Source organism: Terribacillus saccharophilus, assembly GCF_002272075.1.
GTDB classification, from domain to species: domain Bacteria; phylum Bacillota; class Bacilli; order Bacillales; family Amphibacillaceae; genus Terribacillus; species Terribacillus saccharophilus_A.
This window is the reverse complement of record NZ_NPBJ01000033.1, coordinates 19,116-31,422: the sequence shown is the minus strand read 5'-3', so window position 1 is coordinate 31,422 and position 12,307 is coordinate 19,116. Positions and strand designations below refer to the sequence as shown.

The following is a 12,307-nucleotide window of genomic DNA, read 5'->3' as shown; positions in this document are numbered from 1 at the left end:
TCCAGGGATTTGGCTGTTTTGTTCGGACTCTTCAAGATGGTGTTTTAATTGTTCCATTGTATCGATATGGGTATGTGAATGCTCCGCGCGGAATGCTTTTGCTTTCTCGAATAGTCGAGTTTGCATCGTTTCAAGTTCTTTTAGAATGCTTTCGACAACAGATTCTAAAGCAACGGCAGTTTTTTCCTCTGCATCGCGGGCTTTCATCAATGCTTGATTATTTTCTAAATCACGTGGTCCTAGTTCAATGCGTACAGGGACACCTTTAAGCTCCCATTCATTGAATTTATAGCCTGGTGATTGATCTGAATCATCTAGACGAACACGGATGCCTTGTGATTTAAGAGCTGCAAAGATTTCGTCTAATTTCTCCATGATGGCAGGGTTCTTTTTCCATGGACCGACTGGAATCAACACAACTTGTGTCGGTGCTATTCTCGGTGGCAGGACAAGTCCTTGTTCATCACCATGAACCATGATAACTGATCCAATCAGACGTGTGGACGTGCCCCAGGATGTGGTATGCACATGCGTGTGCTTATTCTCTTTGTTTAGATACTTAATATCAAATGCTTCCGCAAATTTAGTACCCATGTAGTGGGAGGTACCTGCTTGCACAGCTTTTCCGTCTTTCATCATTGCTTCAATGGAGAATGTATCAACCGCACCAGCAAAGCGTTCGGATGGAGTCTTTTGCCCATCATAAACAGGGATTGCAAGTAATTCTTCAACGACTTCTTTGTAGACGTTCAGCATCTGCATCGTTTCCTTACGCGCATCCCCTTCATCCACGTGAGCAGTATGACCTTCCTGCCATAGGAATTCTGAAGTACGAATGAATGGGAGAGTTTTCTTTTCCCAGCGGAATACATTCGCCCACTGATTGATTAGTACTGGAAGATCCCGATAGCTCTTAATCCAGTTAGAATACAAATGACCAATCATAGTTTCAGAAGTCGGGCGCAGTGCCAACCGTTCTTCTAACTGCTCTCCAGCCGCCTCTGTAACCCAAGGAAGCTCCGGCGAGAAGCCTTCGATATGATCCTTTTCCTTTTGGAAGAAAGATTCAGGAATCAGCATCGGGAAGTAGGCATTCCGGTGACCTGTTTCTTTAAACCGCTTATCCATTTCTTCTTTAATATGCTCCCAGATTTCATAACCATCTGGTTTGAATGCAATACTGCCGCGAACTGGCGTGTAATCAATCAAATCAGCTTTTTGAATCGTATCAATATACCATTTTGTAAAATCATTTGTCTTTTGAGACATCGTTTTTCCTCCTCCAATATAAAAAAGCATAGAGAGTCCAAAAAGGACGTCTCTATGCTTAACAGACGTGGTACCACCTTAGTTCAACTTAATATAAGATATTAAGTCCTCTATACGTTTATAACGAAACGACTCGGTTAGTTTTTATCTAACATCTCCGTGGTAGGGTTCAATAAGGAGGGGTGATATAGCTCGCAGCCAAGGCTATATTTTCTGTTTCACAATCCTTATTTACTTGGTCACATCATTGATTAGGTATTTATAATTTAATATAGCAAGTTGTCAACGAGAATTCAATAACATATATCCACCTAAAAATTTGATGGGTTATAGTATGCGTAAGCGCATTTATTAAGGGGGGGATGGAAAGTAAATCCATTTACTGCCAATCCCACAATTTACAATTTTAATTCTGAAAATTATAGCCGATATATGTTAAGCCACTGTAAACGGGAAAACGCATCATGTATACATATTCGCAGCTAATTTCACGATAGTAGTGGCTAGAAAACATCAGGAGGGTGACGAATGAAAGTCATCAATCGTTTTAAACTGGGCACAAAAATAAATTTACTTGTGTTAACAGTAGTCCTACTATTCGCTGGAATTATCTCGTATGTGGTAATGAATAATATGACGCACGGAATGAAAGGTATTGCATTAGAAAAAGCAAAATCAGATCTGCGGCTGGCTGAAGAGTATATCAATGCAGTTCATCCTGGTTCCTGGGAAATCAGGGATGGGGCCTTGTACAAAGGTGAAACCAAAATGAACGATAACTATGATTTGGTAGACCAGATAGGGGAATTGACAGGGGATACTGTAACGATATTTCAACAGGATACTCGTGTTGCTACGAATGTAATGACCGATGGGGAACGTGCTGTCGGAACACAGGTTTCAGATGCAGTTAAACAAGCCGTTATTGATAAGGAAGAAACCTACTACGGAGAAGCGGAGGTAGTCGGAAACAGTTACCAGACTGCCTATTCACCAATTAAAAATGACCAGGGAGAAGTTGTTGGCATATGGTATGTCGGAGCTTCGGATAGCATGGTTGCATCAAGTATTGCGGATTTCACAAAAATATTTGTTGTTGTTTTGGTCATCGTTGTGATTTTAGCCGTCGTGGTAGTATTGTTCTTCACCCGAGGTATTAAGAAAAGACTGGGTCGCATCTCTCAGGCGATGCACAATGCAGGTAAAGGTGATTTTTCTGACGTTGTTGAGGATTCTTCGAACGATGAAATTGGACAGCTGACAATGAATCTAAGTGAGATGCGAGAGAATCTATCAGATGTCATGAAAACTATCGCTGAGACATCTGATCAGGTAGCAGCTTCATCCGAAGAATTGACGGCCAGTGCGGAAGAAAGCTCTAAATCTGCTGAACTGATAGCAGCAGCCACTCAGACAGCAGCTAATGGCACAGAGCTCACCATGCAACATGTGGAAGAAGTGGTAACGTCTGTTGCGCACATGCAGGCACGTGTAAAAGAAGCGCAAACGAACGGCCAATCAATCTTGTCATTATCGGGTGCTGCATCCCGGAATTCGCAGGATGGAACAGAAGCAGTGCATGCTGTTGTAAAACAGATGAGTGAAATCAATAATTCCGTTAACGAAATCGGTTTATTCGTGAATGGATTAGATAAAAAATCGAAAGAAATCGGGACAATCGTCAATCTGATAAGAGATATTTCAAACCAAACGAATTTACTGGCACTGAATGCAGCAATTGAAGCAGCCAGAGCTGGTGAACAAGGTAAAGGCTTTGCTGTGGTTGCAGATGAAGTGAGAAAACTGGCTGAGCAATCGGCTAATTCCAGTGAGATGATCGCTTCTCTTATTTCGGATATCCAAACCGAAACAGGTAAAGCTGTTACAGCCATGCAGCACGGTGCGGATAATGTGGAAGAGGGCATCAGAAAAACAGAAAACGTCAACGATTCCTTCCAGTCTATTAAACAAGCAATAGATCAAGTGACAAACAATGTCCAAGAAGTGTCCCAAACAATTGAAGGGGTCTCTTCCGGAAGTAAACGCATTGTAGACGTAATGGAAAAAGTCAAAAAGACTGCACGTGAAAACGCTGAATCAAATGAAACGAATGCAGCTGCATCACAGCAGCAATCTGCTGCTATGGAAGAGATTTCAGCATCATCTGAAGCTCTTTCTGGTATGGCGATGGATTTACAAGCGGCACTGGCGAAATTTAAATTTTAATGGAAGCAGCCTCCCGTGAACGGGAGGCTGTTTTTACTTATTGCTATCAGGATTTTATTCCTCCAATAACCCCAGCTCATCCTTTATAGTAGAATCTAGATTCTATGCCTCTTCTTTAGCATATTGCTGCCTTCGCTGAATAATATCCAGTATTGATTGTTGTTCTTCATGGTACCAAACATGTTACCAAGCTAGTAATAGGAATTCTTGCGTGTCCTAGGATGTTGTAACAAGGTTATGATAGTATCAGTTTATAAAAAACGGAAATATGTGTATTTAAATCCAGTCCTTTGAAGGGAGCCGATTGCGTGGAATGGATCAAAAGAATAGGCGCTGGAATCGGTTATACTGCACTAAGTATTTTCTTGTTGGCATTATGTATTTTTATCGTAGTCACTTCTTCTAAAGAAATCTACGAGGCATTATTTCCAAAATCAGAGATCAAGGAAATGATAGTGGAAGGTAAGACTGTCTATAGTGATTTATATGGCAATCTAACCTACTATGCCGCTGCAAATGAAGAAGTAGAAACTGTTCTGACTATAAATTCAGGGAATGAAGATTTAGTCCAAGTACCACTGGATGAATACGAAACGATGCAGAATGGGGAAGTGCTAAAGAGAGAGAGTATTAACTCCTTTAATGTTCAGGCCTTAGGTGATATGGACGTAATTGTAAACTTACTTTTGCTGTTGGCCTTTTCCGCTCCATTAGTATTTGGTCCTGTTGTATTGATTACAATGTTACCTGTGATCGGGGGGAGGATGGAGAAGTACTTAACGAAGATTGTGGGAAGGATTTATAAAAGTTTATTAGTGCTTGGGTTCTTGCTTGTATACATATCATTAGGATTAAGTATCGCCAATGTAATTCAGTCTCATGCTGGTGAGCAAATACAGACGGAAGCAATCATCACAGACAACTATAGTGACCCTGGTTACGGGCGGTATGAAGCAGCATACTATTACTTAGCATTCACGTATAACGATGAACAAGGCAACCCCATTCATATGACAAAGTTGGTAAAACCAAGTGTCTATTATGAGACCGGCGATTCCATCAAGATTAGTCATCCCGCTGGTGAACCATATAAGGTCCATTTCGGTGATGCCGGATCAGCGGATATTTTCTTTTACTTGGAGCATTTATTCATGTACTTCATGACCTTCATTTTGACTGTGCTATTTCTCTTCACAGCTTTCTTGATGAGAAGGAAGAAGAAGACGGGTTCTTACTGGAAAAAGAAAGAAATGAAAAAGGATATTAGTTAAGTGTGTAATACAGGGCATGTTTGCGGTGTTGAATGATGAAAAGATATCCAAGTGAAGGATGTCTTTTTTTAGCGTATATCAAAGGGGATACGTGATATCGTACTAGTTTCCTTTCTTCATGGGAGTTTGACTCTTCTGGATAATTATATAGTTCCTGCATATTGAATGGAAAATAAAACAAAAACGATTTTGTTTTCCCGTATACTGTACTTATAAAAGAAGAGGCTACTTGATGATGAATTTGCGAAAGGAGTGAAGAAATTGCAGGAAACCATACTGCTAGTTGAAGACGATACACAGATTAATGAGATGGTTGAGTCTCATTTAAAAAGAGAAGGATATACTGTTTTCACTGCATTTGATGGACAGGCGGCATTGGATCTGTTCGCGCAGGAAAATGTTGATCTGATTATTCTCGACTTGATGCTGCCTGCTTTTAATGGTTTGGATATTGTGCAGCTGATCAGGCGTGAGAGTATGCTGCCGATTTTAATCATGTCTGCCAAGGATAGTGACGTGGACAAGGCGCTGGGGCTTGGGTTTGGTGCAGATGATTACATAGGGAAGCCGTTTTCTCTTATTGAATTAACCGCTAGGGTAAAGGCGGCACTGCGGAGGTCAAAGCAGTACAGCCAGCAGCATGAAGAGAAAGAGCATGTAGTGAGCGTGCGTGATTTGAGTATCAATTTGAATTCCTTTTCTGTCAGCAAAAAAGGGGAGCCTATTAACCTGACAGTGAAGGAATTCCAGATTTTAAGCTTGCTCGCGACAAGTCCGAATCAAGTGTTCACAAAGGGACAGCTGTTTGAAAGTGTATGGAAGGAAGCGTATTACGGGGATGATAATGTCATTAACGTCCATATCCGCAGACTGCGAGAGAAGATCGAGGATGATGCATCTGCTCCTATGTATATAAAAACGATATGGGGTATTGGCTATAAAATGGAGATGCACACATGATTTATGTTGTTGCTTTATTAGTAGTGTGCTTAGGTGTCTTGCTGTTTCTGCATTTTCGTACAAAGAGGAAAATGAGCCGCGAATTGCAGTATATGACGGAGAAACTCAAATTCATCACGGCAACGGATTCCGCTGAGAGGCTATTGTTAGTGACAGATGATCAAAGGATGCGTGATTTGCTGAATGAAATTAATAGTTTACTAGATTATCATCAGGAATCACTGGCAGATTTGGCACGTCTTCGGATATCCACCAACCGGATGCTTTCTAATGTTTCGCATGATTTGAAAACGCCGCTCACCGTTATATCAGGATATATTGAGACGATTCAGCATGATAAGCAGTTTAGTGCGCAAGAGAGAGAAGTACTTTTGGCCAAAGTGCAAGTAAAGGTCATGGAGGTTGCGGAATTGATCAATACCTTCTTTGATCTGGCGAAGCTGGAATCGGAGGATTGGCAGTTGGAAATAGAGCGGATTCCACTGAACGAAGTTTGCCGAAAAGCGATACTCGGCTATTACGATACGTTAACAAGTAAAGGATTTGCTGTACATATTGATTTGCCCGAGGAGTCGATACATATAGAGGCAGATCCTGCCGCGCTGACACGAATTCTAGAAAATCTATTGTCTAATAGCATTCGCTACGGGAAGGACGGGAAAACCGTTGGCATGACCCTGCGTCAGGATGAGGAGAACGTCTACATAGATGTGTGGGATAAGGGAAAAGGAATACAAGAGGCTGATAAAGATCGAATCTTCGAGCGGCTTTATACAGCAGATGATGCTAGAACTGCTGCAGCACAGGGCAGCGGCCTTGGGTTAATGATTGCGAAGCGATTGACAGAGCAGATGCAGGGGCAAATCCATTTCTCCAGTATACCTTACGTGAAAACCACTTTTACCCTCACCTTCCCGAAGCCTAAATTAGAGGATTATAGCAAACTTAAGAAAGTCGTAAGGATTCCGTAAGTGGGATGACAGTTTCCTTTGGTAAAGTGAAGGAAATCAAACGAAAAGGGGTTTGCGTATGACATATGCTATCAGAACGCATCAGCTGACAAAGGGGTACCGCGGAAGGGATGTTGTTTCTAATGTCAGTATGAATGTGAAGCGCGGCGAAATATATGGATTTCTTGGTCCGAATGGTGCGGGGAAAACAACGATTATGAAGATGATGACCAGTCTCATTAAACCAACAGGCGGGGACATAGAGGTCCTTGGTACAAGGCTGCAAGCCAATTCCCATGAAGTCCTCAAACGGATAGGCTGCATCATTGAATACCCTATCTTTTACGACAAGCTATCAGCCAGAAAGAATCTGGAAATCTATTGTGAATATATGGGCTACTATAAGAAAGATGCTATCTCTGAAGCGTTAGCATTAGTGAATTTGAAAAACGTGGAAGACATACCAGTTAGGGAGTTTTCTCTTGGTATGAAACAGAGATTAGGTATTGCCAGAGCAATTGTTACGAAACCAGAGTTGTTGATTCTGGATGAACCAGTGAATGGCTTGGATCCTATCGGTATGCAGGAGCTGCGGGATTTGTTTTATAAGCTCAGCAGACAGTATGGGATTACGCTCCTGATCTCCAGCCACATACTTGGTGAAATCGAGCAAATTGCTGATACGATTGGGATCATCCGTGAAGGTAAGTTGATCGAAGAAACATCCATGTCTGAGATCCGTGGCAATCACACGGAGCATATCGAGCTTTCGGTATCCGACTATCCAAAAGCAGCTTATGTATTGGAGCATGAACTGCAAGCAATCAACTTCCAAGTGAAGGAAGAAGAAGGTCTGATCAACGTTTACGATCCTGCCCTCTCCCAGAACGATATTATACAGGCGATGGTTCGCAATGGCGTAGAAATCGGTAAGATAAATAATAAGAATCTATCACTGGAAGGCTATTTCATGCAGCGGATGGAAGGGAGCAAAAAACATGCTTAATCTGATGAGGTTAGAAATGAAAAGGATGAACTTCCTTACGATTGGTGTAACGTTCCTCCTCATTAACGCAGGGATACTTAGTATCTTGCTATTGCTCGGAATTGATCCGACAATAACAGCTGAGTCCTTTACCAATGCAGGTGAAATTATGATGTTTATTGAGATTATGGCGGTAGCTGCATTCGTTATTTATGCCTCCGTGCTGCTATCGAACATGATTATTGAGGAGTTTAAGAGTAAAACGATAACAGTCTTATTTACAACACCTGTTGGACGGAAACAGCTTCTTTTAGCTAAAGTTATCGTCATAAGCTTGTTAACCTTCGTGTCGTTCCTTGTGTCGGTAGGCTTGCTATCGTCCATTTTCAGCCTGCTGAATAACTTATACGGCATCTTGTGGTTTTCTTTCCCGATTAATCTAGTATGGGAAAATATAGTACACCTATTGGTAACAGGAGTTGCGGTGGCTGGCATGGCTCTTATTCCGCTATTCTTCGGAATGATAAAATATTCTATACCAGCAACAATCACATCCTCTATCTTGATCATTGCTATTTTATCTTCCTCGATCAATAGTGATGGCACGAATTTGTTTTCTTTCACTGCTGTGCCACTTGCGCTTGGTATCGTTGGGTTTATTATAGCTTACCTAGTCATAAGCAAGGCGGTAAAGAAAGATTTTTGATCTGCTGGTGAATATAGTAATAGTAGTTGTCGCGCTCATAAAATTGCTTTTTCTATTACACCCGTAAGATGGATTGCATATTGACTTTCCTCAAAATTATTGTAATAATATCTTTAATTTGATACTGGTACCTTTAATTCAGTCCCGTGAGGCTGACAAGGACATTCGGAAACTATGCGGAATATTAGGGATAGCTATACCCTTATATCCTCATGTTTAAAGAGGCTTCCTGTCAGTGATGGCAGGAAGCCTCTTTTGTTTTTTCCTCGGTACCAGTTTTAGTCTAACTAAAACAGGAGGAATTAAAATGGAACAGAAAAAGATAGATCATGATTTTTCACTAAGGGCAGTGCCGCTGTCAAATCGCAATGGTTTTTGGAGAATGCTGATGGTGATGCTTGGATTTACCTTCTTCTCCGCGAGTATGATAGCAGGAGGAACGTTGGGACTTGGTTTATCCATGACGCAATTCATTTGGATTGTGTTGGCGGGTAATTTGATTTTAGGTGTGTATACAGGGGCACTTGCTTATATCTCAGCTAAAACGGGCCTCTCTACGCATTTATTAACACGCTATGCATTTGGTGAAAAAGGTTCTTATGTATCTTCCTTCCTGTTGAGTGCTACACAAATTGGCTGGTTTGGCGTCGGAGTGGCAATGTTCGCTGTGCCAGTTCAAAAGGTCACAGGCATAGACACCTCTGTATTGATCATCCTCTTTGGAGTATTGATGACAGCTACCGCTTTCTTCGGAATGAAGGCTTTAACGATTTTGAGCTTTATTGCAGTGCCGGCAATAATTGTCCTTGGCGGATATTCAGCTTTTGGAGCAGTGAATGATATTGGTGGGGTGGATGCGCTTATGCAGCATAAGCCAACTGAAGCGCTTGGTGTAGCGGCAGCACTAACAATCGGTGTGGGATCGTTCATCAGCGGGGGTACGTTAACACCTGACTTCACTCGATTTGCGAAAAGCCCGAAAGTGGGTGTCTCTACAACTGTTATCGCATTTCTTATCGGAAATTCCCTTATGTTCGCGTTCGGTGCAATTGGTGCAATCGTTACAGGCCAGTCGGATATTGCAGAAGTGATGTTCATGCAAGGCCTTATCATACCGGCAATTATCGTGCTGGGATTGAATATTTGGACGACAAACGATAACGCTGTTTATGCTGCAAGTCTAGGAATCTCCAACATTACGAAAATCAAGAAAAATAAAGTAGTTATTGTAAATGGTATTATCGGTACAATTTTGGCTATGTGGCTGTATAACAATTTTACAGGTTTTCTCACAACATTAGGGTCTGTGCTGCCGCCAATCGGGGCCATCTTGATTGCGGACTATTTCATTGTGCGCCGCGGGAAATATCCTGCATTTGAAACAATGACCTTTAAAGCTGTGAATTGGAATGCAATGGCGGCTTGGGTTATCGGAGCTGGAGCAGCAAAGTTTCTACCAGGAATCCCGCCGTTGAACGGATTAATTGGTGCGGCGGCTGTGTATGTGGTTCTATCAGTCATTGCGGCAAAATCAGCTGAAGCGAAACTAAATCTTAATATGGAAAAGGTGACAGAATCATGATTATAACTAACGCGAAATTAAGAAATAGAGAAGGACTTTGGCAAATACAAATCATAGAAGGGAAGATTGAAAGAATAGCCCAATCAATCGAAGCAAACCGTGACGAGCAAATCATGGATGTGCAGGGTAACTTGGTGCTGCCCCCCTTTATTGAACCACATATTCACCTGGATACGACGTTAACTGCAGGTGAGCCGAACTGGAATGAAAGCGGGACGCTATTTGAAGGAATTCAGCGCTGGGCGGAACGAAAAGAGCTGCTTACGTTAGAGGATGTAAAGACACGGGCGAAGCAAGCATTGAAATGGCAAATCGCACAGGGGATTCAGCATGTTCGTACGCACGTCGATGTGACGGATCCTGAATTAACAGCTTTAAAGGCACTACTTGAAGTAAAGGAAGAGATGGCGTCATATGTGGACTTGCAGCTCGTTGCTTTCCCGCAGGAAGGAATTCTATCTTATCCAAATGGAGAAGAACTGCTGGAAGAATCACTCCGCATGGGAGCAGATGTTGTTGGCGGCATCCCGCACTATGAGTTCACGAGAGAATATGGCGTGGAGTCCTTACAAACTGCTTTCCGCTTAGCAGAAAAATACGACCGTCTCGTTGATATCCATTGTGATGAAATCGACGATGAACAATCTCGATTTGTCGAGGTTGTAGCAGCCGAGGCGCATCGTTACGGAATGGGCGAACGCGTAACAGCTAGCCATACCACAGCAATGGGCTCTTATAATGATGCATACACATCTAAATTATTCCGCCTGCTGAAGTTATCTAATATCAACATGGTGGCGAATCCTTTAGTCAATATTCATCTGCAAGGACGCTTTGACACCTATCCGAAACGAAGAGGGATCACAAGAGTGAAAGAGCTTCAGGAAGCAGGAATCAACGTCAGCTTTGGCCATGACGATATCTTTGACCCGTGGTATCCATTAGGAACAGGCAACATGCTGCAAGTCTTGCACATGGGCATCCACGTCACACAACTGATGGGCTACGACCAAATCGTAAATAGCATCGACATGATCACAGCTAACAGCGCAAGAACATTGCATATCGAAGAGAAGTACGGTATTGAAGAAGGAAAGCCTGCCAACTTGATCGTGTTGGAAGCAGAGAATGAATACGAAGCGATTAGGAAGCAAGCAGCTGTTCTGTATTCTGTACGGAATGGTGAGGTTATTGCGGAGACTAAGCCGAGAGAAACGACTTTAACATTTGGTGAAAAAGTGGAGAATGTCACATTTAGAAAGTAAAAGTTTTAAAGTTAGTCTTATACAAGGATAAGAGATTGGATAATTTCCAATCTCTTATTTATTTTAACCTGCTTGGCTGGCCTGTACCGCCGGCTCGCCCTGAATGTATTTCCCAAATACAAAACGAACGATTGGCCCAACAATAAGAAGCTGTAAAGGCAGCGCGAAGATAAAGTTTTTCAGTGCGATTGTTCCGTAGCTGCTAAGCCATGATGATCCATCTAACCCATTGGCGGCATAAGAAGAAACAAGTCCAAATACGGACATGAAAAGCACCATTCCGACAACCATACAGCAGGAAAGCACCAAAATTGCCGGTAGCCGCTTGGATTTATCAAAAGGTAGTGAAAATGCGACTTTATGAGCAAGCGGACCAACAATAAAGGACTCTAATAGGAAAGCAATGACAAATCCCATTGCGAATTGCAGAAGCATTCCCTGTAGAGAAATCACACCAATTAAGTCATTTACAATCAAATTATACATCGTCATTCCCACGACCATCCCCACACACATCATAAGTCCAAAAATAATATTCTCTTTCTTCGTTGTAGGCAAAATAACTTCATCCCCTCAGTGTAAAAACACTTGCTAAGTATATCGAGGGGAGGGGGTATGACATAAGTGAACTTTTTGTTTTGATTGAAAGCTGGATCTTTACTTGGAAAGGGGATTAATCAGTTTAATGAAGTCTTCATAGATTACAATGCTTACACTAACAAAAAAAGCACTTAATTCAGGGAGTATCCTAAATCAGAGGTGCTTTTCTTCTTACTTCAAAGGACCACTTACAATTCCTTTTTGTACCTCGTTCTCCTCAATCCATTGTTTATATAACGAATGGAATCGATCCTCGTCACTATCTTTGAATCCTTCAAAAATCACTTCGTCAATGTTCTCTTCATTAAAGTAAAGGACACTATCAGCAACCAGTCCTTGAGGGTAAACGCAAGCTGAGTAATCAAACATTTTTTGTTGTCCGTCGAGCTCAATGATAGGGCCGCGGTTAAGGATCATTAGTTTACTTGTTCCTTCGTTTAAATAGACGATTGAGCCAATTGGTAGCATAAAAGTTCCTCCTATAATAAGTTTA

The 12,307-nt window shown here is 41.9% G+C and carries 11 protein-coding genes and 1 other annotated feature; of the genes, 8 read left to right on the top strand and 3 right to left on the bottom strand.

Annotated features, from left to right (window positions below):
* Positions 1–1,269: proline--tRNA ligase (gene proS, locus CHH48_RS16535; RefSeq protein ID WP_095220419.1), on the bottom strand; the 1,269-nt coding region annotated here is incomplete at its 3' end.
* A gap of 39 nt (positions 1,270–1,308) precedes the next feature.
* Positions 1,309–1,526: a binding site (T-box leader), on the bottom strand.
* A gap of 271 nt (positions 1,527–1,797) precedes the next feature.
* Between proS and CHH48_RS16530 the strand changes: the two genes are divergently transcribed.
* From CHH48_RS16530 to CHH48_RS16495, 8 genes are all read left to right on the top strand, one after another.
* Positions 1,798–3,495, top strand: coding sequence for a methyl-accepting chemotaxis protein (locus CHH48_RS16530; protein ID WP_095220418.1), 1,698 nt, complete (start codon positions 1,798–1,800; stop codon positions 3,493–3,495).
* Between the two features lie 308 nt (positions 3,496–3,803).
* The gene (locus CHH48_RS16525; RefSeq protein ID WP_095220417.1) at positions 3,804–4,766 is read left to right on the top strand and encodes a hypothetical protein; all 963 of its coding nucleotides are present in this window, start codon (positions 3,804–3,806) and stop codon (positions 4,764–4,766) included.
* 261 nt (positions 4,767–5,027) lie between these two features.
* Positions 5,028–5,726, top strand: coding sequence for a response regulator transcription factor (locus tag CHH48_RS16520; RefSeq protein WP_095220416.1), 699 nt, complete (start codon positions 5,028–5,030; stop codon positions 5,724–5,726).
* Positions 5,723–6,697, top strand: a complete 975-nt coding sequence (locus CHH48_RS16515) for a sensor histidine kinase (RefSeq protein WP_095220415.1) — start codon at positions 5,723–5,725, stop codon at positions 6,695–6,697. The genes CHH48_RS16520 and CHH48_RS16515 overlap by 4 nt, the downstream gene beginning before the upstream one ends.
* A gap of 58 nt (positions 6,698–6,755) precedes the next feature.
* Entirely contained in the window at positions 6,756–7,682 is a 927-nt protein-coding gene (locus tag CHH48_RS16510; RefSeq protein WP_095220414.1) for an ABC transporter ATP-binding protein, read from the top strand.
* Positions 7,675–8,367 carry an ABC transporter permease gene (locus CHH48_RS16505; protein WP_095220413.1) on the top strand — a complete coding sequence of 231 codons (693 nt, stop codon included), beginning with the start codon at positions 7,675–7,677 and terminating at the stop codon, positions 8,365–8,367. Before CHH48_RS16510 ends, CHH48_RS16505 begins: the two co-directional genes overlap by 8 nt.
* Positions 8,368–8,674: 307 nt before the next feature.
* On the top strand, positions 8,675–9,949 hold the full coding sequence (gene codB / locus CHH48_RS16500) for a cytosine permease (RefSeq protein ID WP_095220412.1): 1,275 nt from the start codon (positions 8,675–8,677) through the stop codon (positions 9,947–9,949).
* Positions 9,946–11,214, top strand: coding sequence for a cytosine deaminase (locus tag CHH48_RS16495; RefSeq protein WP_095220411.1), 1,269 nt, complete (start codon positions 9,946–9,948; stop codon positions 11,212–11,214). Before codB ends, CHH48_RS16495 begins: the two co-directional genes overlap by 4 nt.
* A 63-nt stretch (positions 11,215–11,277) precedes the next feature.
* Here CHH48_RS16495 and CHH48_RS16490 read toward each other — a convergent pair whose 3' ends face one another.
* Both CHH48_RS16490 and CHH48_RS16485 read right to left on the bottom strand, forming a co-directional pair.
* A complete protein-coding gene (locus tag CHH48_RS16490) occupies positions 11,278–11,772 on the bottom strand; it encodes a hypothetical protein (RefSeq protein ID WP_095220410.1) in 495 nt (164 codons plus the stop codon).
* 213 nt (positions 11,773–11,985) lie between these two features.
* Positions 11,986–12,282 (bottom strand): DUF4176 domain-containing protein, encoded by a 297-nt coding sequence (locus CHH48_RS16485; RefSeq protein WP_095220409.1) that lies wholly within the window; start codon positions 12,280–12,282, stop codon positions 11,986–11,988.
* Between the last annotated feature and the right edge of the window lie 25 nt (positions 12,283–12,307).

Excerpts from the sequence above, each read along its gene's own strand:
- CHH48_RS16530 (WP_095220418.1), top strand. The coding sequence starts at position 1,798 with ATGAAAGTCATCAATCGTTTTAAACTGGGCACAAAAATAAATTTACTT.
- CHH48_RS16515 (WP_095220415.1), top strand. The coding sequence starts at position 5,723 with ATGATTTATGTTGTTGCTTTATTAGTAGTGTGCTTAGGTGTCTTGCTG.
- CHH48_RS16510 (WP_095220414.1), top strand. The coding sequence starts at position 6,756 with ATGACATATGCTATCAGAACGCATCAGCTGACAAAGGGGTACCGCGGA.
- CHH48_RS16505 (WP_095220413.1), top strand. The coding sequence starts at position 7,675 with ATGCTTAATCTGATGAGGTTAGAAATGAAAAGGATGAACTTCCTTACG.
- codB (WP_095220412.1), top strand. The coding sequence starts at position 8,675 with ATGGAACAGAAAAAGATAGATCATGATTTTTCACTAAGGGCAGTGCCG.
- CHH48_RS16495 (WP_095220411.1), top strand. The coding sequence starts at position 9,946 with ATGATTATAACTAACGCGAAATTAAGAAATAGAGAAGGACTTTGGCAA.
- CHH48_RS16485 (WP_095220409.1), bottom strand. The coding sequence starts at position 12,282 with ATGCTACCAATTGGCTCAATCGTCTATTTAAACGAAGGAACAAGTAAA.